Raw genomic sequence first — 24,613 nt, 5'->3', positions numbered from 1 at the left:
CCGCTCAGGCTGCCACCACACGTGCCGCCCATGCTCACTGTGAAGCCCGGTGTCACCGTGACAGTACAAGTAGCTGTATTGCCATATTGCACAGAATCGGGTGTGCAGGCAACGCTGCCACCCGCAGCCGGAAGTGCGCTTGTGGTGATGGTGTGGTAGGAGTCCACAGTGCTGAAGTTCAGCGTGGTGGCGTCTGCAATCCCCGCATAAGGATTGCCTGCCACATCAAGGATCACGCCAGCAGCCATTTGCACGTGATACTGGCTATTAGCCAACAGGCCTCCCGTTGGACTCACGGTCACCGTGCTGCCCGCTATCGTGACTTGGGCCGCATCACCAATGCTGATGCTGCGGGTGTCACCAGCATTGCCCGTATTGGTCAGCACAATCTGCCCAACGCCCGCCTTGACCGCTTCGCTAAAGCTCAGTACTAGCTGACTTGCGACCGCCACACCACTCGTGTTATCCGCCGGGCTGCTTCCGCTCAGCGTGGGAGCGGTCGTGTCAATCACAATGTTCTTGTTCGCTCCCAGCGAGCCGGCGGTGCCAGGTGCCTGCAGTAAAAGAAAGGCATCGGATCCGCCTATACTTTGGATCGTGCCGCCGTTGAGTGTCAATGCATTGATACTCACGTAATCCAAATCAGCGCCGTTGTCGCCCGCTTGCACCGTGTAGGCAAAACTTAGCGTGTTGGTTCCTGTTCCCCCGCTGTAAGAAGCCACCTGACCCGCACCGCCCGTGGCCAAAGCCAACTGGGGAACGCCGCTCACTGTGACAGTTTCACTGAAGGTGATTTGAATGCTAATGGTGTCGCCCGCTTTGTACGCACCATCCAGAGTACTGGAGCTCACTCCGGAGATCTTGGGCACACCATACAGATCTGCCTCTGCGGCTGGGGTAGTGCCATTAGTCCCGCCCAAGCCGCTACCAGCAGCATTACCACTCGAACTCGCAGGACCAGGCCCCCTCACGGCGCCATCATTCCACAGACCTCCCACTGCACGGCCACCCGATCGCGCAGCCGAACCACCGCCCCCTGCGGCCAGGTTATGGCTCAGGACCACTTGAGCTTCCAGCGTGAGCACAGCGCCTGCAGCGTTATAAATGCCTGCGGCTGCTGCACCGCCATTGCCGCCAATCCCATCGAAATCGCCAGAACTACCGCCGCCTCCGCCTAGCCAGATGCCACCTGCACTGGCATAACCGCCGCCGCCGCCGTCGAAGCCGCTGTGGCCGGTCTGGCCACTCCCGCCTGAACCACCGTTGCCGCCGCCAGAGCCAGCGCCAGCGCCACCGCTAATACCGCCGGTAGCGCCACTACCAGAGGTAGGGTAGGCATCCCCGCCCCCACCGCCAAAGCCTCCCCCACCGCCGCCAGCACCATCGTAGCCTGACCCCCCGCCTCCGCCACCAGCCCAACCTCCGCCTCCGCCTCCTGCATTGTCATACCACCCACTGCCTCCGCCAGCACCACCACCCTGACTGCCGGCACCCCCACTAGCGCCCAAGGCGGAACCAGACCGCCCACCGCCGCCGCCTGTAGGTTCCTCAATGGCTCCAAGCCCGCCTACGGCGGTGTATCCATCACTGCCCCAAGCGTTGTACCCAGTACCACCGTCACCACCTGCGCCCTTGAGGTCTGTCCCGCCTGGGCCCGCGCCAGGCACTCGCACTCCGCTGCCGCCTCCACCTCCACCGTCTCGCTGAAAATTGTTCCTATGCCCTCCCGCACCGCCTCCTGTGGCGTAGTTGCGCGTGATGGTGCTGTTCGCGAGCGTCAGCTGGCCTGCGTTGTAAATGCCAGCCCCTAGCGATGGCAGTGCCGAGGGTGTAAGCCCTCCGTTGCCCCCTTTGCCTGCCAGCAGCCCGTGTTGAATCGTCAGACCTTCCAGCCTGACCTCCGTGCCGCTTGCTACTTCCAGGACACGGCCTTTAAGCTGACCATCCAGCGTGACTCCCACCCCTTGCACCGTCACAGTGCCCGAAATGTCTTGAACAATCAGCGGGCTGTTCAGAAGTACATGGGTAATCCCCGGAGCAAACGTAATGAGATCGTTGCCAGCGTTGCCAGCGGCCTGCACCAACGCTGCGCGCAAACTACCCGCGCCGCTATCTGCAGCATTGGTCACGGTAAACGTGGCTGCCTGCACCATACCAGCGGTCAGCAGTAGTGCCCATGGCGCGATCAGCTTGCCCAGCCCTCTCAGTGAACAGCCCTGCTCGGTCGTCCTGATCCGCCCTGTCCGCCCCGATGATCCGGCTACAACAGACGCACTCCGCTGATAGTTTTGCTCAAGATTGGTGTCCACGTTGCTTCCCTTCTGCCTGTTCTTATCGCCCTGCAATTTGATACAGAACTCTCTCAAAACAGTCTAGCGGGATCCAAGCAAAATGTATGTCGCCCGAATGGGCTACAGGAAACCCCTATGTAGCGGGTAGTTCGCTGTATTTCTGTCGAAGGGTCGAAGCGCAATGCGAGGTTTCGACAAGCTCAACCCGAACGGTAATATTGTTTCAACGGCACTCACCGATAGACAGAAACCATAGAACCTCAGCCCGAACGGTGTTCAGTGACTAGACGCAACTCGTTCTAGACGCGCTCCACCAGGGATCCCTCAAGAAAGCGCCGCACCGGTGCTGGCAATCCTTTGGCTTGCCATTGCCGTTCATCGAACCACTCGATTGCCTCGACCGAGAGTCCATCTAATGCGGCAGAGTCAAGATGAGCGGTCACCACATGCAGGTGCAAATCACGGTGCGTCAGCACGTGAACAAATGGCGTGTGCTCAATCGCATGCCCCTGCACCGCCAACGGCAACTGGCTCATCAGCTCTTCAAGCGATGCAGATACCGGCAAACAGTGCAAGCCGGCCCAGATGCCTGGTGCAGGCCGCTGAGCCAGTCCTACGCGTCCTTCCGGATCCAGCACGTGCAACAACCACAGATCCATACGAGAGCGTTTCACGCGCCGAGTTTTGACAGGGTAGCGTTCGGGCTTACCTTCGTGCGCAGCTACGCAGTCCGCAGACAAGGGGCACACCAGGCAAACGGGCCGGCGTAAAGTGCAAACTGTAGCCCCCAGATCCATCAAACCCTGGGTGTAGATGGGCATGGTTTGGTGCGTACTGGCCTCTGGAAGCAACTCTTCGGCTCGCAGCCAAAGGGCTCGCTCATTCGCTGATACAGCCAAGTCGTCAGCTATCCCCAAGTAGCGGGTCAGGACCCGTTTGACATTGCCATCCAGAATGGCTGCGCGCTCACCAAAGCAAAACGCGGCAATGGCGGCCGCAGTTGAGCGCCCAATACCTGGCAAGCTTTGCAGCAGCTCGGCGCTACTCGGGAATTGGCCACCGAATCTCGAGACCACCTCTTGTGCGCAGCGATGCAGATTGCGAGCACGTGAGTAATAACCCAAGCCACTCCACAGCGCCATGACTTCATTCTCAGACGCTGCCGCGAGCGCGGCTACATCGGCAAATTGCGCCAGGAAGCGTGGGTAATAGTCCAGCACCGTCGACACCTGAGTCTGCTGCAGCATGATTTCTGACAGCCAGACGCGGTACGGGTCACGGGTAGCCTGCCACGGCAAACCGTGGCGCCCATGGCTGCCCTGCCAGACGATGATGCGATCAGAAAAAGCTTTCCCAGCGCCCTTCACGCCGGAACAACCTCAGGCGCCGCGCTTGACAGGGGCACGAGCCTGGCTTGGCGTAATTCACGGGTTAGCTGGGCCAAGCGGCTATCCAGGCTATTGAGAGTCACTTCTTGCTGCTCAATTTCGCCAAGACGCTGATCCAGCCCACCAGCGGCCTCCTGAATTCGCTCGATGGCTTCGATACGTCTGGCAAAACCCTGCTGACGTTCACGCAACTGCACATCGAGCTGCGCAGAGGCTGACTTGTTCCATAGTTCAATCTCGCCAAGCACGGCATCAAAAATGGAGCGCACCCGTGCAAACAATGCACGCGCCAACCTTTCAGCAAACTCCGGGCGAGATAGCTGAAGCATATTGCCAATTCCCAGGTATTGCAGGTGACTGCGCTCAACCACCTTCAGATCAGTTTCAAAACGCCCAAGCTCAGGTACTGGCTGGAGTTGCAGAGCAAAGCCGTAGTCGGCATTAAGTTGGCGGAATGCCACTGCCAGCATCGACTCGATCTCAGCTTCCAGAGAGCGCGCCTGCCGTATCACATCATGCAGATTGCCAAAGCCTTCTGCGTAGGCTCTCTTGATGCCCATCTTCATGCCAGGCTCGCGGAGCATGGACGTCAGGGGCACCAACTGCTTCTTGGTGGATGTATTGCCAAGAAGCTTGAACACATCGCGCAGCAGCTTGGTATGCACCGACCGAACGGCCACTACGTTGGAGGCGCCGCGATCGAATTCAGCTTTTTCCTGCTCCACACGCAAACGCATCTGGCGTATCACGGTACGATTTTTACCGCGCAGACCTCTCAGCTCCTGCATCTGCTCGAACAGCTCTCGCCGGCGGACGCCCAGCGTGCGTTGCGCTTGTGCCTGAAGCTCGTTCACGCCCTGCAAAATTGCCCCTTCCAGTAGTCGCTGGCGTGCGCCCAGCATGTCGCGCCCCAGCACCTGTTCAAAGGCCGGCAAACGACTCTGCTCGAGCAAGGCTTCATCCCCGCGCACCTTGGCCAGCAAGCCTTTCTGTGCGGACAATGCCTGCACCCTGGAGGGTTCCAGAGAAAGTATCTGAGCTGCCTGCAGCCGCTGCTGTTCGATCTGCTCCTCAATCACCCGGGGAGAATTGAGGCCATCCCACAGCGTGTCTATTTTGTTGAGCAGCGCAAAACGCATGCCCGGGCCATCATCCGCAGGTGCCAGATGCTCCCGCCATATGGCGAGATCGGATTTGGTAACGCCCGTATCTGCCGCCAAAATAAACACCACGGCTTGCGCCTGTGGAATCAGGTTCACGGTCAGTTCGGGTTCTGCGCCAATAGCGTTGAGGCCAGGCGTATCCAGCACAACCAGGCCCTGTTTGAGCAAAGGGTGAGCCATATTCACGAGCGCATGGCGCCAACGCGGGATGCTCACCATTCCGTCAGGGCTGATGGGCGGGTTGTCCTCAGTGCGATCGTCATGCCAGAAACCCAGCGCACTCGCCATTTCCTTGCTGACAGACCGCGTTTCTGACACTTTTTCCATCGCACCGGCCAGCTGCGCTGGGTTACTCATGTCCAGATCGAGGTGCGTCCAACGCTCGGGCAGCATGCGCCAGTCGAGCAACGACTGCGGCTGCAAACGCGTTTCAATGGGAAGCAGGCGCAAGCACGGAGGTAAAAGCGAGTCATACCCCAGCTCGGTTGGGCACATGGTGGTGCGGCCAGCTCTGGCGGGCATGATGCGACGACCATAGCCGGGGAAAAACACGGCGTTGATCAGCTCAGATTTACCCCGGGAAAATTCGGCCACGAAGGCCACCATAACCTTGTCGGTTCTCAGCTGCTCGGCCAGGCCCTTCACACGCTCTTGCGAGCCTGCATCCAGCAATTCGACCTCTTCCAGCCAATCGGTCAAATTTTTCAGGCGCAGCCCCGCCTCCTTGCGCCAGGCACCATAGCGATCGAACTGTGCGTGAAATCCAGTCACCGTGACCCCTCGTTTTGACCGGGTCATATTACACCGCGAAGCTTCCGCACTAGTCCCTTTTGCTAGGCTCCATGCGGCTAAACGTGAACAAGTAGGACTTATTGACCACTTCAGGCCGAAATAGCCCAGGGCGGCCGAGTCACGTCTGGCAGGCAGGGCAGAAAAACGTGGAGCGCTGCCCTTGGCGAATCAAGCGAATGGGAGTCCCGCACTGATGGCAGGGCTGGGCTGCGCGGGCATAGACCGCCACTTCAAGCTGAAAATGGCCCGTATCCCCCGTGGCACTGGAAAAATCGCGCAATGTACTGCCCCCGCGCTCCACGGCGCGTGCCAGCACCTGGCGAATAGCGGCATGCAGGCGATCGGAGCGAATCCTGGACAAGCGGCTGGCCCGTACCGTGGGTCGAATGCCCGCTAGAAAAAGCGCCTCTGAGGCATAAATATTGCCTACGCCAACCACTACGTCCCCCGCCAGGAGCACCTGCTTGATAGGCGCTCGCCGGGGCTTGAGCCCGGCGTGAAAGCGTGTTGGATCGAACTCTTCGCCAAGTGGCTCCACACCAAGACCTGCCAGCAGTTTGCGCGCCGGATCAACATCCTGGCTTTCAGACCACACCACGGCTCCAAAACGGCGCGGGTCGTGCAGCCGGAGCGTGCCGGCCGTAGTTACCAGATCGAAGTGATCATGAGGCCCCGGCGCCCCTGGATAAGGAGAAAAAGCCAAGCTACCCGACATGCCCAGATGCATCAGCAAAACGCCTTCGTCTAGCTCCAGCAGCAAATATTTTCCGCGCCGACCCACCTCGCGTACGGTTTGGCCGGCAAGCACTTCGGGCGCCACACCTAGCGGCCAGCGCAGAGGTTTTCCAGGCGTAGCCGAAAGAATACGAGCTCCGCGGATTCTTTCTGCGAAGCTGCGGCGGGTTACTTCGACTTCAGGAAGCTCTGGCATGGGCAAACATCTATTTCAGGCATGGATTATTATGATTGCATGCAGCATTTCTTCCGTTTTTTTCCGCTGATCACACTGATTCCGGGGTTGGCAATTGCTCAGGCAACTGCCCCCGCTCAGCCCGCATCAGCTCCAGCCGCCCAGGCGTCCGCTGCCGCACCAGCCCCAACACCTGGGCCATCCGCTCTCACAGCGCGGCTCCTTTATGAGTTGCTGATAGGAGAAATCAGCTTCCGGGAGGGCTCAACGCAGGGAATCGAGCTGATGCTTGATGCCGCACGGCGTACAGCTGACCCCGCGCTCTACAAACGAGCCGTGGAGATGGCGATCCAATCGCGCTCAGGCACGATGGCTTTAGATGCTGTGCGCGCATGGCGCCGGGCTGAACCTCAATCGGTGGATGCCAACCGAATGGAGCTGCAGGTTCTGGTGGCACTAGGCCGAATTGAAGAGTCCGATGTCCCGTTGGCCGCCACACTGGCCGCGTTGCCAGCGAACGAACAAGAAGCCTTCATTACGGCTGTTCCTTCGCTCTACGCGCGCGTTCCCAATAAAGGTGGGGCGCTACAGGTGGTCGAACGCGGCTTCGCAGCTGCCTTGAAAAACAATGCCTTGGCGCCCGCGGCCTGGACTTCCATTGGACGCATGCGGCTGGCCGTTGGCGACAACGCAGGGGCGGTCTCGGCCGCCACCCTGGGGCAAGCAGCCAATGCCGGTTCAGAGTGGCCGGCATTGCTCGGGCTTCAACTCATGGGAGGCGCCGGTCAAACAGGAGCCGAAGCCCTCGTTCAGCGATACCTGCGCGAAGCTTCACCCAAGCCTGAAGTGCAGATTGGCTATGCCCGCGCACTCCTTGACTCCGGCCGGGGGCAACAAGCGCGGGAACAGCTGGCAGACCTCACGCGTCGGCAGCCCAATTACCCGGAGGGCTGGCTAGCTCAGGGCTTGCTACTGGCCGAGGGTCGCTATGACAAAGAGGCCGAAACATCCCTCAACCGCTACTTGCAACTGGCCGAAAAAACGCCAGAGGACGAACGCACAGACCGCGCCAATGGCCTCAATCAAGCTCGCCTGAGCTTGGCCCAGATCGCGGAGCGAAAAGGCAACTTCGCTGAGGCGGAGAGCCTGCTTGCCGGCATCACCGCTGCTGACGAAAAGATGACCGTGCAGTTGCGCCGGGCCTCCATCATCGCGAAGCAGGGCCGCCTTGAGGAAGCACGGCAACTGGTGCGCAGCATCCCTGTCACCCGCCCTGAAGACGAGCGCATGAAACTGGCTGCCGAAGCGCAGCTTCTACGGGACAACAAGCAACCGCAGCAAGCCTACGAGCTGTTGAAGGGCGAATTGGCGAAAAAACCCGAAGATGAAGATCTGCTTTATGACACCGCCATGGCCGCTGAAAGAGTGGGGCTGGTGGATGAAATGGAGCGCCTGCTGCGCAAGGTCATAGAGCTCAAGCCCGATTCCCAAAGTGCTTACAACGCGCTCGGCTATACGCTCGCCGAGCGAAATATGCGGCTACCGGAAGCCAAGCAGCTGATCGAGACCGCCGTAAAGCTGGCCCCTGATGATCCGTTCATCCAGGACAGCCTGGCTTGGGTGGAATTCCGCCTTGGGCGGCACGCGGAGGCACTTCGCATCCTAACGGCAGCGTTTGCCAAGCGGCCTGATGCAGAGATTGCAGCTCATTTGGGTGAAGTCCTCTGGACCATGGGCCGCCAGGACGAGGCCAAATCCGTTTGGCAAGAGGGCCTGCGATTGGCTGCTGACAACGAAACCTTGCAGGAAACCCTCAAGCGGCTGCAGGTCAGCCTGTGAGTTCAACGCACGCCCTCAACCGCCCTTCGACCCACTCCCGCCGCAAGGCGGTGCAGGCTTTGGCGCTGGCGGCGGCAGCCCTCGCCACTGGGTGTGCCAGCACCAAGAGGGAAACCGGAGCTATTGATAAAGACAGATCGGAGTGGTCAGGCCGGTTGGGCTTGATCATTGACTCCGAGCCACCCCAATCATTTTCTACAAGCTTTTCCCTTGGCGGCAGCGCGGAGACTGGCGAACTCACTCTGACTTCACCACTGGGTAGTACGCTGGCAGTCATGAAGTGGCAACCTGGCAACGCCGTGATCAACCAAGGCGGGAAAGAGCAGCGCTTTAACTCGCTGGAACAACTTGTTGCCCAGACCAGTGGCACCCCCATTCCCATACGCGCGCTGTTCGCATGGCTGCGCGGCGAGCCCGAAATCGTGGAAGGCTGGCAGGCCGACCTCAGCTCCCTGGGCGATGGCCGCTTGCTTGCAAAGCGCTTGCAGCCCTTTCCTGCGGTAGAACTGCGGTTGGTATTTGATCGCTAAGAACGTGTTCTAACTACGATGCGCGCCATCTTCGACGTGCCGGCACCGGCCAAGCTCAACCTTTTCCTGCACATCAATGGGCGCCGCCCAGATGGATACCACTTGTTGCAATCAGTATTCATGCTGATCGACTGGTGCGACACACTTCATTTTGAACTCCGCTCTGATGGTGCGGTTTCCCGGGAAGACCTGAGCGGGCCTGCCCTGCCTGCAGATGATCTGTGTACAAGGGCTGCGCGCGCGCTGAAAGCGGCCACTGGCTGCACGGACGGTGTTCACATCGGGTTGCACAAGCGCCTTCCGGCCCAGGCCGGTCTGGGTGGCGGCTCCTCGGATGCAGCCACAACGCTACTGGCACTCAACCGCCTGTGGAATCTTGGACTGAACCGAGGGCAACTGGAAGCCATAGGCCTCTCGCTGGGTGCAGATGTGCCCTTTTTTCTGCGTGGGCGAAACGCCTGGGTGGAGGGTGTGGGTGAGCGCATCACCCCCATAGAATTACCCGCTGCATCCTTTCTGGTGATCAAACCACCAGTCGGGCTCGAAACAAAAGCAATTTTTTCTGACGAGTATTTGAAGCGCGATACAAACCTTGCTATACTCGCAGGCTTCGCTGCAAACCCCTGGGGCTTTGGCCACAATGATCTGCAGCCGGTTGCTGAGCGGCTTTGTCCGCTCATCGCCGAAGGCCTTGCCACTTTAAGTGAGCACGGACTTCAAGGCAGAATGACTGGCTCAGGCAGCGCTTTATTTGCCCGTTCAAGTAACGGTGTGCCAGCTAAATTGGTACATTTATTAGAATCGGCAAATTGGCAAATCAGGGACTGTAGCAATATGGCAATTCATCCACTGGTTGGTTGGGTTGCCAGCGACAATTGAAGGCAGTCACCTCCTACTTCGGAGGTGGTGGCCAGTGTAGGGGAGTCGCCAAGTTGGTAAAGGCACCGGATTTTGATTCCGGCATGCGAGGGTTCGAGTCCTTCCTCCCCTGCCAAACCATTATCGTTATAGAAGATACCGAGCACGCGCCGAAAGGCGCCACTCGGTTGCCAGTTCGATAAAAAAGAAGTTTGCCGTCCAGCGCAACCACCGGAAAGCTCATGCAGCCGTCATCCTCTCCCGACTTTCTGGTGTTCACTGGCAACGCCAATCCCGCACTGGCCGCTGAAATAGCGAGCAACCTAGGCCTTTCGCTCGGCGCTGCCGATGTCGGCCGCTTCTCAGATGGAGAAGTCACGGTCGAGATCAAGCAGAACGTTCGCGCTCGCGATGTGTTCGTGGTGCAGTCCACCTGCCAGCCTACGAACGAAAACCTGATGGAATTGCTGATCATGGTCGATGCGCTCAAACGCGCCTCGGCTGAGCGCATCAGCGCGGTCATTCCTTATTTCGGCTATGCGCGTCAAGATCGCCGCCCTCGTTCCACGCGGGTACCGATTTCAGCCAAAGTTGTGGCGAACATGCTGCAGGCCGTGGGTGTGAACGCCGTGCTCACCATGGATCTCCACGCAGACCAGATCCAGGGCTTCTTCGACATCCCCGTAGACAACATCTACGCCTCGCCTGTGTTGCTGGGCGATCTGCGGCAGAAAAACTATGAAGACCTGCTGGTCGTCAGCCCAGACGTCGGTGGCGTGGTGCGTGCACGCGCACTGGCTAAACAGCTAGGTTGTGATCTCGCGATCATCGACAAGCGTCGGCCAAAGGCCAACGTGAGCGAAGTGATGCACGTCATCGGCGACATCGAAGGCCGCAATTGCGTCATCATGGATGACATGATTGATACCGCAGGCACGCTGGTGAAAGCCGCTGAAGTGCTCAAGGAGCGCGGTGCCAAGAAGGTATACGCTTACTGCACACACCCCATTTTTTCTGGCCCTGCCATCGAGCGTATCGCTCAAGGCGGCGCACTTGATGAAGTCGTGGTCACCAACACCATTCCTTTGTCCGACAGCGCTGCTGCCTGCGGCAAGATTCGCCAGCTTTCCGTGGCCCCACTGATTGCGCAGACTATCCAGCGCATTGCACGTGGTGAATCGGTAATGAGTTTGTTCTCGGAACAGGACAACCTGTTTTAAGAACTCAGATGGCTTGCGCCCATTGATCGGTGCGCAGCCTTTTTTAAACGGAAGCTGTACTGGTCGCGGTCGGCTTCATCCAAGGAGTTAGTTATGAAATTTGTCGCTTTTGAGCGCGCTAAGCAGGGTACGGGTGCGAGCCGCCGTCTCCGCAACGCCGGCAAAGTGCCCGGTATTGTTTACGGTGGCGAGGGCGAGCCCCAGCTGATCGAGCTCGACCACAATGCATTGTGGCAAGCCATCAAAAAAGAAGCTTTCCACTCGTCCGTGCTCGACATGGACCTGGACGGCAAGACCAGCCCGGTGCTGCTGCGTGATCTGCAGATCCACCCGTTCAAACAACTCATTCTGCACATCGATTTCCAACGCGTGTCTGCCAAGACCAAGCTTCACACCAAAGTGCCATTGCACTACTCCGGTGAAGAAGAGTCGAACGCCGTCAAGCTCGACAAGTGCCTGGTTAACCACGTTCTGACCGAACTCGAAGTGTCCTGCCTGCCTTCCGACTTGCCTGAGGCGATCAACATCGACCTCTCCAAGCTGGAAAAAGGCGCCACCCTGACGCTGAACGATGTCACGCTGCCTAAAGGCGTGAAAGCCGTTCTGCACGGTAAAGCCAACCCTGTGTTGGTGTCGGTGGTGAATCCTGCGGCCGAAGAAGCTGCTCCTGAAGCCGCTGCGGCTCCTGCTGCCCCAGAGAAGAAGTAATTTCTTCCGACTTCTGCCGACTTCTTTGTCGACACGCCCCGCAGGCTAAGTATTTAGCCTGCGATCGGCGAAAAAAATGCCCCGCTCACGCGGGGCATTTTTTTTGGATAGATGCAAGCTCATCAATGCCCGCCCGGGCTCCACCCCCATCGTTTCTCGGATAGCGTGGCGACCTCAACCCCTTGCCAGCGCACGCGCCTGATTTATGCCGTGCACGTGTCACCTACAAAAGGGCTTTGTGCGGGGGCGCCCCTGGTTTTGCGGTAAGGTTGAGACATGAACTCAGCGTCAACCGCGTCCATTCTCGTCGTCAAAAATTTGAGCTTCGCTTACGCACACAGGCCTGCGCTTTTATCTGCTTGGAGCGTTCACGTCGGTACCGGGCTAACCCAGCTCTATGGTGGCGACGGGAGTGGAAAGTCGACCATCCTCCGGTTATTTGCAGGAAACCTTCGCGGCGAAGGTCAGCTAAACGTTGCCGGGGCGGGCCTACACGAAGACCCCGAAGCCTATCGGCAGAACGTGTTCTTTGTTGAACCAGCGACCGACGCATTCGATCAGATCTCGGCGACGGAGTGCACGTTGTCCTTGAGTGCGGGAGATTCGCGCTTCGACGCGCAGATGTGGCAATCACTTGTAGAGGGCTTCTCTCTAACTCCGCATCTCGACAAGCCAATGTACATGCTCTCCACCGGGTCGAAGCGAAAAGTCTGGCTGGCGGCTGCGCTTGCGTCAGGACGCGCGCTCACATTACTCGATGAACCAACCTCAGCGCTCGATGCCAATTCGATTCGTTTCTTGTGGCGAGTCCTCTCCGATGTCGCTGGTCAACCCGGCCGCGCGATCGTGATTGCAAGCGCTGAGCGAATCGATTCTGTACCGCTATCAGGTTTGATTGAGCTACCGTCACCGTCAGAATGAGATAGCCTTTGGTGCCCGACGCAGATGCGGCTTTGAGCTCCGTGAGCAGTCGGCCTAAAAGCACAGGTGGGCACAGCCAAGGCCAGCACGCCAAGAGAACGCTCGCCGCCAGCGGAGCCACTGGCACAGAGATACATGGCGCCCGCGTCCAGGCGCCGGTTTGAGCAGTTTCAGGGCAAACGCGGAAACACCAGCAATCGGTTGCCATCCCCATCTCGCATCAGGCGAGCACTACCGTTTGCCCGCTCGCCCTTGAATCCGGCAGCCTCAAGCCGGCGTGCCACGAGCTCTACATCTGTTGCTGCGAAGCCGGTCGCAATCACGCCGGGGTCTGCAAGGCCTAGGCGCCGTGTGCCGGCTTGCCCCAAATAGGTGAAAACTTCCAGCGTAGGCCCGCCGGTACTGTAGCCATCCAGGGCCAGATGGCGACCATGGACGCGCGCGCCTGGCACGCCGGTGAGGGTGCCAATAAAATCACCATCGTAAGCCCGCTGTACGCCCGTGGGCTTGCCGATTCCGCCAGCTTCATACTGATCCAGCGTCCGCTTCCAATCAGGGGTGTTGATGTTGACGTGCAGGAACCTGACGCGGTTCTCCGGCACGCCGAGTTGCAAATACGTCTTAGCCATCGCGCGGACGGCCCGCACCACCGTACCCGGTGTGAGTGGCGACGGCAGGGGCACATGAACCTCGATGGTGTTGCCATCAGGGTCAGTAGCGTAGATGACCGGCGCCCGGGCCGGTTTGTCGAAGCGGCTCGAAACCTTGCCGCCATGAGCCTCTATCAAGGCAACAACCGCTGCCACATCGTCGGCCTCAAAGCACAGGTGGGCATAGCCAAGGTCCTGCGGGCCAAGAGGACGGTCGCCTCCTGTGGGTCGAGAGATGAAGGCGAGAGCGGGCGCCTGCCCGGCATAACCTGGCGTGCGCACGCGGATCACCGGGTCGGTGGCACCGAGAAGGCTGGCATGCGTCGATTGCGCCGTCTCCGGCGTCCCCCCGAATACCTTGGCGTAGAAGTTGGCCGCGCGTTGTGCATCGGGCGTGTTGAGGTAGACGTCGGCCAAGCGTGCATCGCCCGAATCATCAGCTACGTGCATCGGCTGCGTATCGACTACCAGCGACCACGCCAGCAAACCAACGATCACTCCCGCTACCCCAACCGCGCTCCAGCGCAAGACGCGGCGCGCTATAGAGCGCAGAGCCATGCTAGCTATCCCCCAGAGGGTTCTTAATCCGCACAATCCCGCGTTGCTTGCTTGAGAACGGCGCCATGTAGACATAACCGTCAGGCCCTGGCAAGGCAGAGGCGTTGTGCACGAGCTTGGCACCGGTGTACCAAGCGCTATACAGCGGTTTGGCGGCGTCGGGGCTCAACACCAGGACACCGGTGGTCCTAGGCTGGGGCATCAAGTTGAGGGGTAGACGCAGTAGCACCTCCTTGGCCCAAGGCTTGCCATGCAGCCAGGTCATGAGGGGAGAGCGCTGAGCATACATACCGCACCATATGCGACCTGCGGCGTCACGATCCATGCCGTCACACATGCCCGCAAGGCCGTTTTGCACAAGCTCGATACGCCCTGCTTTCGGTCCGCTCACGTGGACACGCGCGATCTGAAAGCTGGTCGTCAGGCTGGTGAGAATAGACTGTTCCTGGTCTTGGCCGGGGTGGAGGTCCACCAATAGTCCGTCGGGGAAGTGCACGCCTTGGGCAACCAAGCGCGTTTGCCCCGTGACGACCTCGTGCATCCAGATCCGGCCGTTGCCGCGAAAGGCCACCGCCTCTGGCACCGCCCCTCCGCCCATGGAAGCGCCCGCATAAGCGAAAGGCTCCGAGAAGTAAATGCGCTTGCCGTCGGCCGACACCTCCAGATCATTGCAGAAGGCGAGCGGGCGTTGTTTGCCGCTTGCAACGCCACGTACGGACTGCGGCGCGCCGGCATCGGCAAGACCCCAGGCCCTCTGGCCGTCGATGACCGTGTCCGGCACATCCAGCACCAGCGGCTCGATCTTCCTTGTCGACACCGAGAGGCGATACAGGCCAACGCGTTCGCCTTCTGGATAGGTGCTGCCCCACAGCCGAGAGGCGCAAAAATACACCGTGTCATGGTCCGTGGGCGACTCATGCAGGCCGGCCGCCATCAGCGGCGTGTCGACGAATGGCTCTGCCTTGCGCGCCGCCGGGTCGTACGACCAGATGCGTCCGTCCATCGCAGACAGCAGCCAGCGCTTACCTTGATCGAGGAACACAACGTCGTCGTATCCCGGGACCGCAGCCTCCAGCACTTCCAGTCCCGTGGCGAAGTCGGCGGATTTGTCTACGGCGAGCGCTGCGCGCTCAGCCTCGCCGTCAATGGCCAGCGCGACCGCGGGCGAATAGTGCGACGCCGGGGCGGCAGCCACCCACCAACCGGCAATGACCACTATGGCGGCAATGGCGAAGATGCGTACTTTTTTCACGAGGCGGCCCTCCGGCCATTTCGCACATGAGGTACGTCATCGTCCAGCCAATAGCAGCGCTTTTCCTCCACCACCAGGATTTCCTCGAACTTGCATCCCCCACCCGGCCAGCCAATGTGCGGCTCTATTGCCCACAACCCCAGCTTGCGTCCCACGTGCTCGGGCGACAGCGCCGCCGATGGCCCAAGCCGCAGGAATGCGAGGTTGGTGTCCAGCGAAAACCAGCCGAAGGCGCGGAAACCCACTCGGGCCGAGCTTCCCTTGCGCACCTTCATCCGGAAAACCCGGTGGCCCAGCACACAGTGCGGGTACTTGGCATGGACAGTGTCATAACCGGCACCGATGATGCGTCTGTTCACCGTATGCCAGATCTCAGCCGGTGTCATTGCGCTGGCGAACATCGCAGGAATCTCGCTGCGCAAGACCAGCATGAATTCACGCGCCTTCTCCAGCTCGGGATTCGGCCCAACAGACACGGCATAGCCTACGTCTCCGATGTAGCCGTCGAGGATGGGCGATACGTCGAGGATGGCCGTTGCACCCTGCTCCAGCGGCGTGTCACTGGGGTGGTAGTCGCCATAACCCGAATACCCATCGAACCGCGCGTGGTCACCAAACCATGCAAACGGGCGGTGCAGGAAGCGTTCGGTGCCGTGCTCTCGCAGATAGTCGGCAAGCAGATCAGCGGCCTCGCGCTCGGTTATTCCCGGCACTAGTTGGGCAGCCACATGCTCAACTGCGTCATAGGCTAGGCGCTGTGCGCGGCGAAAGCCCTTTAATGCCTCGGCCGTAGCCTGGCGGTCGGCCCCGCCAGCCATCCGGTGCGAGGCGTAACGTGAGATGCTGCGGTAGAGCCGGTCGAGAGGTCCCGTAGGTTCGGGCGTATAGCCAAGAGGCATGCATGTCTCCTCATATTTTTGTGTCCCGAACTCTAGGTGGAAGCGAGCGGGGCGTATTGACCAATCTGCGGGAGAATTGACCGAACTGCCCATGGACAAACTCGCAAATCACGCCCCACCGCACCAACCAGCGCCACCCGGTGAGGGGTTTTCCGTGGCCGTGCACTTCTTTCAACTGCTGGCGGACTACACCGAGCGCAAAGGTTTGGCCATGCCTGCGCTCCTGGCGCGCGCGGGCCTGCCGGCTTCTGCCACGCAAGGCGATGCCAATGGCCGCGTACCCTTTGACGTGTTTCGCACGCTGTGCGATGCGGCGGCAGAGCTGCTTGGCGACCCCTCACTAGGCCTCCACCTGGGCGCCTCGATCCGGCCGGGCCACCTCGGTTCACACGGCTATGCACTCATGAACTGCACCGATGCCCTGGATCTGGCGCGGCAGTCGGCGCGCTACTCGGCTCTCACCATAGACGCCTGCCGCAACGTCATCGAGCAACGCGGCGACGAGTTCGTGCGAACTATCCATAGCAACCTGCCCGGCAACGCGCCGCTAGGGCGCATCTGCGAAGACCTGCAGCACGCGATTGCCGTCACCTTTGGCCGCTGGATCACGAACCGGGAAGACGCCACTCCGCTCTGGGCGTCGTTTCGCTATCCGCCACCCGAGGATTCCGCAGAGTATGAAGCCCTGTTTCGTTGCCCGCTGCGCTTTGGCGAGGATACACAGGCCATCGCCTTCGATGCCCGCATAGCCAGCCTGGCGCTGCCGCACGCCGACCCGCAGGTGCGGCGGATGATGGAAGAGCTGTGTGCCAAGCTGATGCAACAGCTCGCCAGCGCATTCGAGCCCGCCTGGCTGGAGCCCGCCCGCCGCGCCACTCTGGATGCGTTCAAGAGTGGCGGCCCCGAACCAAGCAGGATAGCCGCCGCTATAGGGGTCACGCCCGACGACTTCAAAGCATTGCTCGCACAACACAATCTGAGCTTTCGCGCCTTTGTCGATGACTTGCGCCAGGCGATGGCGCTCAGCTACATACGCGACACGCGGCTATCCCTGGTAGACATTGCATTCCTTCTCGGCTTCTCGGAGCAGAGCGCTTTCCAGCGCGCCTTCAAGCGCTGGACGGGCGAGACACCTGGGCAGTGGCGCAGAGGCGCGCCCTTGCCGAACCATTCCATGGAGGGTGCGTAGCCACGGAGCCCCCAGGGCAGTCCGCTCACGCAGGTATCGTATTGCAATAGGGCCCCCAACGACCACGATTCACTCATCGCCCGATAATCCCCACATGCGATGCCTAAGCCTGGACCGCCTCCACCGGCGTAGAGAATAGCGGGCGTTTATGTGCTGACCAATAGGCTTCTCTGATTGAACGGAAAACAGTTCCGCCAGATCCAGGCAATGCGCCCCCGTCGGAGACCTGTCGCACCGGCATGACACCGCCAGCTGACGAGCTGATGAAAACTTCGTCTGCGCTCTGCAAGTCAGACCTCGATACCGGGCCGATCGAATGCGGGACACCGAGTTCGGCACATAATTCCAAGATCGTCTTGCGAGTGATGCCAGGTAATGCACCTCGGTCCGGTGTGACCAGCCGGCCTTCCTTTACCACGAACACATTAAACCCGGGCCCTTCAGTGACGAACCCTTCAGCATCACAAAGAACTGCTGTCTCATAGCCGTGGTCGTGCGCCTCGAAAAGTGCCGAGGTCAGATCACTCCACTGATAGTTTTTGACAGCAGGGTCTACAGACGCATCGGGTACTCGCGGATGCTCGGAAATCCAGAGCGTGGCCCCTGTTTCCTGCATCTCTTTGGAAATCACATCGACCCATGGCACGGCGTAGGCAACTAGGTGGTTAGTGCAATCTTCAGGCCGCCTCGAGCCGACGACCCTCGGACGTCCCCGCAGCGCCACCATGGCAACGTAAGCACTCGACAGACCTGAAAGCGCGACCACGCGGTGTAGCACGACTTCGATTTCTTGAGTGCTCAGACCGACGTCAATGCGTCGTTTTTTCATCGAAGCTTCGAAGCGCTCCACGTGGTCCTTCAAGCGAAAGAACCGGTAGTCATCAACGTGCACGACGTCATACACGGCGTCGGACCGGGTGAAACCCCAGTCGGCTACTGAAATCGCAGCCTCGCTGAAAGGTACAAATTTACCACCCACATAGGCTGCGCCATTCCTGAATTTTTCCGTATCCATTTATCAGTCCTTTTTCTGTTCTACGGTCCCTGCCATCACGCTTACGTACTTCGGTATATGGCCTCTTCGCTGTCATCCAGGGGATAAAACGGACGCTGACAGCTTTCCCACTCGAGCTTGGTCAGGTCCGCGCGACCCGCGCCGGGCGTGTCGAGCCCGAATCGCTTCGGAGCCCAGGCATACACCTGTTGAAAATTCATCGGGTTCTTGACCACTACGTACTGGAACTCGCGCACGTTCAGCCCGGCTGCGGCATATTGCTCGTCTGCGTACTCGTAGGCCGGCCTGTCGGTGACCAGGATCGTGATGTTTCGCGCACGGATGACGGCGGACGGGCCAACCGTGGCGCGGATACCGCTCATGAGCCCGCCTGAGTAAGTAAACGCGCCATCGAAGAAACTCAATACTTCCGCAGTCAATTCAACCGGCTCACCATATCGGTTCTCTACCTTGTTGCCGATCACACAAGAAATGCGGCTCCCGACGCCGTACCGCCGGGCAAGGGCACTGACCTCCGGATCCACGATCTGAATGAGCACTGGCGTTTGCACTGCGGAGTGCTTGAATTTTTCCAGGATGTATGCGCTGTCGCCCGCTGCGCCCGCGCCAACTGCGTCTGACATCTCACTGACAATCACCGGGCCTGCGATGTCGTGGGCAGTCAGGGAGATTACGTCTTCCAGCAGGTGAACGTCAGGCTGAAACCTGGACCGGGAACGCCACAAAACCGTGCACAGTTTTTCGAGATGGGTTTCGACGTCTACCGCTGTGCCATCGGTTACCACGACGAAAGCGGTGCCACCATCGGGACGCTCGGCCCATGGGGTCGAGGGAAAATAACTCACCGCGAGAATCCCGGGCAGGCCTTCGAGGCTACGGCACTGCCGGTACATCTCGCGCATCGGCGTCGGCAGCCGGGTGCCCGCCGTCGTTGGCGGTACCAGGAGTGAGAGTTTACGCATGCGGCTGGTCAGCCGGGCTCTGCCACCCAGGGACTGCAGCAGAAGGCTCGCACCCCTTACCCCGGTTTCGAAGGCATCGTCGTGAGGGTAGTGCTGGTAGCCGACGATCGCATCGCACAGTGAGAGCAACTTGGGTGTGATGTGTGCATGAAGGTCAAGCGTCACGACGATGGGTACCGAACCTACTAGCTCCCTGATGCGTTGCATGAGCGCCACCTCAGGTTCGGGTTCGTCAGCGCACACCATCGCGCCATGCAGGGCCAAGTAAACGCCATCGACGTCACAGTCCATCCGGCTCAACAACCTGGAGCAAAGTTCTTCAAAGCATCCGGCTACCAACTTACCGCCGCACCCTCCGTGCGTTGCAATGAGCGGCACGATGGTTGCCCCGGACGCCTGCAGCACTTTCAATGCACCAGACACCTCGACGTCACCATCAATGAGCCGCTCCAGTATCTCCGCTCCCTCAAAGAGGTAATTGCTTTGGAACGCGGCCAGGCCAGTCTCTCCTCTCGCAAACGTATTTCCCTCGTACAACATTGCACCAACTGCAATTTTCATGGTGTCTCTCCAGAATTACTTGGCAAAAATTGTGTGCCTCGAAGCCGGCCCACGACGCCGTTCGGGATGAAGTAGACGGCGAGCACGAACAAAACACCTAACCAGAGGAGCCAGCGGTCCGGTGAAAAGAGGTCATGCAGGAACGGGATGCCCTGCAGGGCCTTGCTAGTAACCGCCAGCAGGTCCTGGAGGTAGTTCTGCGCGATTAGGAACATCACAGATCCAACCACTGCCCCGTAGATCGATCCCATACCGCCGATCACGACGATCAGCAGGACATCGATCATCACTTCGAAACTCAGCGTTGTATCTGGACCGGTGTAGCGTAGCCAGATTGCTAACATAGCACCGGCAATGGTGGCGAACAGTGCAGACAGCACGGCTGCCGTGGTTCGGTAAACAACGACGCGGTAACCAATGGCTTCGGCGCGAAACTCGTTCTCCCGGATTGCCTGTAAAACCCGACCAAAAGGAGAATTGACAATTCGCAGCAGAGCCAGGACCAACACTACAGCCGTCAAGAAAAGCAGGTAGTAGCACAAGAGGCGCCCGTTAAGCGAGACACCCAGGAAGGGCTGATCCGAAAACTCAAGGCCCGGGGAGAGCAGCTGGGGCAACTTGAACGTGAGCCCGTCCTCGCCACCCGTGATGTCCGACAGCTGCGATGCCAACGTCTGAAAGGCCGACGCTACCGCCAGCGTGATCATGGCAAAGAAGACTGCGCGCACGCGCAGCGAAAACAAGCCAATGGCCAGTGCCAACACGGTCGATATCACCAACGCGCCGGCAAGTCCCACGAAGATCGAATTCCAGCCCGCGCCGAGTCGACTTGCTGAGATCGCGATGCCGTACGCACCGATGCCAAAAAACATGGTGTGAGCAAAACTGACAATGCCGGTATAGCCAAGCAAGAGGTCAAAACTCGCCACCAAGACGATGAAGACGAGGATTTTTGCGGCCACGCTTAGGGCCTTCATGCCTGGGAACAGGAAGGGTGCAAAAGTTAGGCTGATCAGCACCAGTGCCAAAAGAACAGCCAGCGTACGACTACGCGGAAAATCGCCGGAAAGGATTCGGGTGAGCATGTGATGACTTTTCAACGGCTGGATGCCACAGGGTAGAGGCCTTGCGGTCGCCACAACAGCACTACGACCATCAGGAAAATGCTCGAGAACTGAGTCAGCGTCGGCGCCAGGAAACCCACGTAGTTCGTCATCAGCCCAACGAGCAACGAGCCAATAAGGGCTCCTGCAGTAGAGCCAAGGCCACCGATGATGATGACGATAAAGATAATGATGTTGACTTGCGCGCCCATCTGGGGAACCAAGTTTTGCTGGAATAGCCCCCACATCACACCCCCCAGACCGGCCAATGCGCTGCCGACGACAAACACGCCGACAAAGAGGCGGCTTATGCGATAGCCTAGTGACTCGACCATCTCTCGATCCTGCACACCTGCGCGAATCAACAAACCGATCTTGGTGCGGCTCAATGTCCATGCCAGTATGGCGAAGACCGCACAGCCAACGATGACCGCCAGTAACCGGTACTTGCTGACCGCAGCATCACCGATCAGCACGGATCCGCGCAATGCTTCGGGCAACGGAAGCGGAATCTGAGCCGGTCCCCACACGACCTTGATCAGCTCCTCGCCGATGATCATCCCGCCCATCGTAATCAGGATCTGCTTGAGGTGATCGCCATACACCGGCCGAACGAGATACCGTTCGAACGCCAGGCCAATGGCGGCAGCCACGAGCATCGCAACCAACATGGCAGGAAGGACAGCCACAACGTTGCGCAATAACTCGGCAGAACCCGTCCAGTCGGCCATGCCACCCAGAACGCTGCTAGCCACGAAAGCGCCAAGCGCGATGAACACGCCGTGACCGAAGTTCAGCACGTCCATCAAGCCGAAAATTAGGGTCAGCCCCGATGCAATGATGAAGATGATCATGCCCATGGCTAGACCTGCCACCGTCAGCGTCATCCAGGTTGAAAGAGATCCGGTGGGCGGTACGGCTGCGAATGCCAAAGCGGGCACCAGCGCGATCGGCCTCCAGTCGAGTTGGGGTTTCATAATGCAAGTCCAAGCAGCGACTGCTGCAGTTGTTCGTCAGCCGCGAAGGCGGCCATGTCGCCGCTGTGCACTACGCGACCGTTGTCCATCACAGCCACCGTGTCGCCAAGCTTCTGGGCGAAATTGAAGTTTTGTTCGACAAGCAGGATCGTCACTCCGCTCGACTTCAGCTGGGAGAACGCCTCTATCAGACTGTTGATCATGACGGGGGCCAGTCCCTTGCTGGGCTCGTCGATCACCAGTAACTCGCGCGGCTCCACGATGGCACGCGAGACGGCGAGCATCTGCTTTTGTCCACCCGAGAGCTTTCCAGCTGGGTGGTTCCAGAAGCGCTCCACGGCAGGGAACAATTGAAATATCCACTTCAGCCGTTTCTGATCAAAACCTTCGTGGCTTCTCGCGGACCGTGCTGCAAGTAGCATGTTTTCCCTGACTGTCAGATCGGAAAAAATGCCCATCGTTTCGGGAACGTACGCGATGCCCTTGCCGGCGATATCGGGCGTTCGCATCGATGTGATTTCTTGGCCGGAAAACCACACATTTCCCTGGCTGGCGTTGACCAGACCCATGATGGTCCGCAAAGTCGTCGTCTTGCCTGCACCATTGCGGCCCAGCAACATTGTGAGTTGGCCCTTAGGCACCGCCAAGTCAACACCATGCAGTATGTGATAGGCGCCAATGTGGCTGTGCACGCCATGAAGTTCAAGCAGATTCATGCAGCCTCCGCAGCAACGCCCAGGTAAGCTTCCTGGACAACACTTGAAGCGATAACCGCAGACGGCTCTCCATCTGCAACCAGTGTTCCGTTGTGCAGTACGATGATCCTGTCTGCCAGCTCCCGCACCACATCCATCTTGTGCTCCACGAGAAGGATGGCTTTTGTCCTGTCCTGCTTCAGGTTACGGATCAGGTCAAGGATCACAGGCGCCTCCGCGGCCGTCATTCCCGCTGTCGGCTCGTCGAACATGAACACCTGTGGCTCCAGAGCCATGAGCAGCGCAACCTCTAGCTTTCGCTGGTCGCCGTGGGGCAAGCTTGCGACGTCGGCGTTTTGCTTGTAGTCAAGCCTGGTTTGCAACAGAAGATCTCTGGCACGATCAGTCAAGGCCGCGTGGTCGCTCCACACACTCCAGAGGTTGTGCCCGTGGCGATGTTTTCCTTGTCGCGTAGCTTGCACGGCGAGGCGTACGTTCTCCAGTACCGACAGATTCGGGAAGAGGTTAGTGAGCTGGAACGCTCTGCCCAGACCAGCCCGCGTGCGGGCGGATGCAGGAAGGTCTCCGAGTTTTCGCCCGTGGAGTTCTACCTCTCCTGCGGTCGCCTTGAGTTGGCCCGAGATCAGGTTGAAGTAGGTCGTCTTGCCCGCCCCGTTGGGGCCGACGATGGCCGTCAGTGTCCCGGGCAAAAACTTGCATGACACTGCGTTGACGGCAGTATGCCCACCAAACCGCACGGTTAGATTTCGCGTTTCAAGCATCGGGATAGTGTTTTGGAAGACGATGACATGCGCAGGCTCACCGGCGCCTCGATCACCACAGTCGTGAAAACATGAAGGCGAGCCGAAAATCAGGCCCACCCACAGCAGGCAAGCACTTATCGCTTGTTGGCAACCGGGATGGCCATCTCTTCCGGCTTGATTTCCTTGACAAGCTCGGGTACCCCCCAGGCAAGTGCCGGGTCGACCTTGATCTTGAAGTGGTACATCGACTGCATTGCCTGATGATCTTCCTTGCGGAAAGTCATCGTCCCTTTCGGCGACTCGAAACTCATGCCCTCCATGGCTTCGATGAGTTTGGCGCTGCCCGTTTCTCCACCGGTTTTCCGTAGCGCCGTCACAGCGGCTACGCCTGCGGAGAATCCGCCGGCGGTGAAAGTGTCAGGCGGGATGCCGTGGCGCTTTTGGTGCTCAGCGACAAGGTAATCATTTACTTTGTTTTGGGGTAAGCCGAAGTAATAGGTGCTGGCGCCTTGCATTCCCGGCAAGTTTTTATATGCCGCCATTGCAGCGAACGTATTGCCGAATGACGCTACCTCGATACCGTAGCGCTTGAGGTCCATATCGATGATCTTGTAGGGATTTCCGGCACCGGACCAGAGTATCCAGATGACCTTGCGGCCCGGACGGTCCTTCAGCTTGTCAATGATGCGTTGCGCGCTCGCCGTGAAATCACTGGTCGTCGGCGGTGCGTACTCCTCGTGCACAACCGTTCCCTTCTTGATCGCCGCCTTCAGGGCCCGCACGCCGTCCTTGCCAAAGGCATAGTCCTGGGCCAGCGTAGCAATAGAAACTCCCGGGCCATCGATGGCCGCCGCATTGGCAACTGCATCCTGGGTACTGTTTCGACCGGTCCGAAATATATAGCGGTTCCATTTATCGCCGGTAATCGAGTCAGCAACTGCCGGTTCGACGATCAGGACCTTTTTGTATTCTTCGGCGACTGGCAGCATTGCCAGCGCGACATTCGACATAGTGGGGCCGATGGCAATATCAGCTTTGTCGTCGGAGTACGCGGCAGCCAGCAGGGCTTTGCCCACATCCGGCTTACCCTGGTCATCCTTCTCGATCAGGACGATCTTTTTCCCGTGCAGCATCCGAGTGCCGTTGGTCGCATAGTCGAGGCCAATCTGCAGTCCCAGCCTCGTTTGTCGGCCCAGATCCTCTTGCGGTCCGGTCATGCTGTGAATATGTACGATTCGAATTTCACCAGCTTGTGCGAACACCGAACTGGACAGGCTAAATGTGGCAAGCATCAGCAAAAACTGATATTTTTTATTCATACCGAATTTCCTTGGTTTGTGCGCTGCACCCAGGTATGCAGCTGGCAGA

General features: G+C 59.3%; 21 protein-coding genes and 1 tRNA gene. 8 read left to right on the top strand and 14 right to left on the bottom strand.

What is annotated here, in order from left to right; translation table 11 throughout:
• The 4 genes from G518_RS41290 to mutM all read right to left on the bottom strand — a co-directional run.
• Positions 1-2,309, bottom strand: a 2,309-nt coding sequence (locus tag G518_RS41290) for an Ig-like domain-containing domain (protein ID WP_211231699.1), incomplete at its 3' end; no start/stop codon positions are given.
• A gap of 281 nt (positions 2,310-2,590) precedes the next feature.
• On the bottom strand, positions 2,591-3,658 hold the full coding sequence (gene mutY, locus G518_RS0110905; protein WP_028602574.1) for an A/G-specific adenine glycosylase: 1,068 nt from the start codon (positions 3,656-3,658) through the stop codon (positions 2,591-2,593).
• Positions 3,655-5,613: a dynamin family protein gene (locus G518_RS0110900; protein ID WP_028602573.1), complete on the bottom strand. Its 1,959-nt coding sequence runs from the start codon at positions 5,611-5,613 to the stop codon at positions 3,655-3,657. The genes mutY and G518_RS0110900 overlap by 4 nt, the downstream gene beginning before the upstream one ends.
• A gap of 139 nt (positions 5,614-5,752) precedes the next feature.
• On the bottom strand, positions 5,753-6,565 hold the full coding sequence (mutM, locus tag G518_RS0110895; protein WP_028602572.1) for a bifunctional DNA-formamidopyrimidine glycosylase/DNA-(apurinic or apyrimidinic site) lyase: 813 nt from the start codon (positions 6,563-6,565) through the stop codon (positions 5,753-5,755).
• A 39-nt stretch (positions 6,566-6,604) separates the two neighbouring features.
• Between mutM and G518_RS0110890 the strand changes: the two genes are divergently transcribed.
• The 7 genes from G518_RS0110890 to G518_RS0110860 all read left to right on the top strand — a co-directional run bounded on the left by G518_RS0110890 (position 6,605) and on the right by G518_RS0110860 (position 12,620).
• Positions 6,605-8,383: a tetratricopeptide repeat protein gene (locus tag G518_RS0110890; RefSeq protein WP_051236419.1), complete on the top strand. Its 1,779-nt coding sequence runs from the start codon at positions 6,605-6,607 to the stop codon at positions 8,381-8,383.
• Positions 8,380-8,913 carry a lipoprotein insertase outer membrane protein LolB gene (locus G518_RS0110885; protein ID WP_245597946.1) on the top strand — a complete coding sequence of 178 codons (534 nt, stop codon included), beginning with the start codon at positions 8,380-8,382 and terminating at the stop codon, positions 8,911-8,913. The genes G518_RS0110890 and G518_RS0110885 overlap by 4 nt, the downstream gene beginning before the upstream one ends.
• 18 nt (positions 8,914-8,931) lie before the next feature.
• Positions 8,932-9,792 carry a 4-(cytidine 5'-diphospho)-2-C-methyl-D-erythritol kinase gene (ispE, locus tag G518_RS0110880; protein WP_028602569.1) on the top strand — a complete coding sequence of 287 codons (861 nt, stop codon included), beginning with the start codon at positions 8,932-8,934 and terminating at the stop codon, positions 9,790-9,792.
• Positions 9,793-9,830: 38 nt separating this feature from the next.
• A tRNA-Gln gene (locus G518_RS0110875) sits at positions 9,831-9,907 on the top strand.
• A gap of 106 nt (positions 9,908-10,013) precedes the next feature.
• On the top strand, positions 10,014-10,991 hold the full coding sequence (locus tag G518_RS0110870) for a ribose-phosphate pyrophosphokinase (protein WP_028602568.1): 978 nt from the start codon (positions 10,014-10,016) through the stop codon (positions 10,989-10,991).
• Positions 10,992-11,084: 93 nt separating this feature from the next.
• A complete protein-coding gene (locus G518_RS0110865; RefSeq protein ID WP_028602567.1) occupies positions 11,085-11,699 on the top strand; it encodes a 50S ribosomal protein L25/general stress protein Ctc in 615 nt (204 codons plus the stop codon).
• A 276-nt stretch (positions 11,700-11,975) separates the two neighbouring features.
• The gene (locus G518_RS0110860; protein ID WP_028602566.1) at positions 11,976-12,620 is read left to right on the top strand and encodes an ABC transporter ATP-binding protein; all 645 of its coding nucleotides are present in this window, start codon (positions 11,976-11,978) and stop codon (positions 12,618-12,620) included.
• 170 nt (positions 12,621-12,790) lie between these two features.
• On the opposite strand, the gene G518_RS34685 is transcribed toward G518_RS0110860, so the two are convergent.
• From G518_RS34685 to G518_RS0110845, 3 genes are read right to left on the bottom strand one after another with little or no spacing between them, the layout of a single operon-like run.
• Positions 12,791-13,828, bottom strand: a complete 1,038-nt coding sequence (locus tag G518_RS34685; RefSeq protein WP_051236387.1) for a VOC family protein — start codon at positions 13,826-13,828, stop codon at positions 12,791-12,793.
• 1 nt (position 13,829) lies between these two features.
• Positions 13,830-15,080: an SMP-30/gluconolactonase/LRE family protein gene (locus tag G518_RS34680; protein ID WP_051236385.1), complete on the bottom strand. Its 1,251-nt coding sequence runs from the start codon at positions 15,078-15,080 to the stop codon at positions 13,830-13,832.
• Positions 15,077-15,979 (bottom strand): M24 family metallopeptidase, encoded by a 903-nt coding sequence (locus tag G518_RS0110845; RefSeq protein WP_028602565.1) that lies wholly within the window; start codon positions 15,977-15,979, stop codon positions 15,077-15,079. Before G518_RS0110845 ends, G518_RS34680 begins: the two co-directional genes overlap by 4 nt.
• A gap of 91 nt (positions 15,980-16,070) precedes the next feature.
• Here G518_RS0110845 and G518_RS0110840 point away from each other — a divergent pair, with 91 nt between their 5' ends.
• Complete coding sequence (locus G518_RS0110840) at positions 16,071-17,168, top strand: AraC family transcriptional regulator (RefSeq protein WP_169457926.1); 1,098 nt, start codon at positions 16,071-16,073, stop codon at positions 17,166-17,168.
• 103 nt (positions 17,169-17,271) lie between these two features.
• On the opposite strand, the gene G518_RS34675 is transcribed toward G518_RS0110840, so the two are convergent.
• The 7 genes from G518_RS34675 to G518_RS0110805 form a co-directional block, all read right to left on the bottom strand.
• Positions 17,272-18,183, bottom strand: coding sequence for a branched-chain amino acid--2-keto-4-methylthiobutyrate aminotransferase (locus G518_RS34675; protein WP_036594270.1), 912 nt, complete (start codon positions 18,181-18,183; stop codon positions 17,272-17,274).
• A 41-nt stretch (positions 18,184-18,224) separates the two neighbouring features.
• Positions 18,225-19,706: a M81 family metallopeptidase gene (locus tag G518_RS0110830; protein WP_028602563.1), complete on the bottom strand. Its 1,482-nt coding sequence runs from the start codon at positions 19,704-19,706 to the stop codon at positions 18,225-18,227.
• Positions 19,703-20,791, bottom strand: coding sequence for a branched-chain amino acid ABC transporter permease (locus tag G518_RS34670; RefSeq protein WP_051236384.1), 1,089 nt, complete (start codon positions 20,789-20,791; stop codon positions 19,703-19,705). Before G518_RS34670 ends, G518_RS0110830 begins: the two co-directional genes overlap by 4 nt.
• Positions 20,792-20,802: 11 nt before the next feature.
• Positions 20,803-21,786, bottom strand: coding sequence for a branched-chain amino acid ABC transporter permease (locus tag G518_RS0110820; protein WP_028602562.1), 984 nt, complete (start codon positions 21,784-21,786; stop codon positions 20,803-20,805).
• On the bottom strand, positions 21,783-22,502 hold the full coding sequence (locus tag G518_RS0110815) for an ABC transporter ATP-binding protein (protein ID WP_028602561.1): 720 nt from the start codon (positions 22,500-22,502) through the stop codon (positions 21,783-21,785). Before G518_RS0110815 ends, G518_RS0110820 begins: the two co-directional genes overlap by 4 nt.
• Entirely contained in the window at positions 22,499-23,263 is a 765-nt protein-coding gene (locus tag G518_RS0110810) for an ABC transporter ATP-binding protein (RefSeq protein ID WP_028602560.1), read from the bottom strand. The genes G518_RS0110815 and G518_RS0110810 overlap by 4 nt, the downstream gene beginning before the upstream one ends.
• Positions 23,264-23,379: 116 nt before the next feature.
• Positions 23,380-24,537, bottom strand: a complete 1,158-nt coding sequence (locus tag G518_RS0110805; protein WP_425414282.1) for a substrate-binding domain-containing protein — start codon at positions 24,535-24,537, stop codon at positions 23,380-23,382.
• Positions 24,538-24,613 lie beyond the last annotated feature (76 nt).

It is taken from the genome of Ottowia thiooxydans DSM 14619 (genome assembly GCF_000422885.1).
Classification (GTDB): domain Bacteria; phylum Pseudomonadota; class Gammaproteobacteria; order Burkholderiales; family Burkholderiaceae_C; genus Ottowia; species Ottowia thiooxydans.
This window is presented reverse-complemented; position numbering and strand designations above follow the sequence as displayed.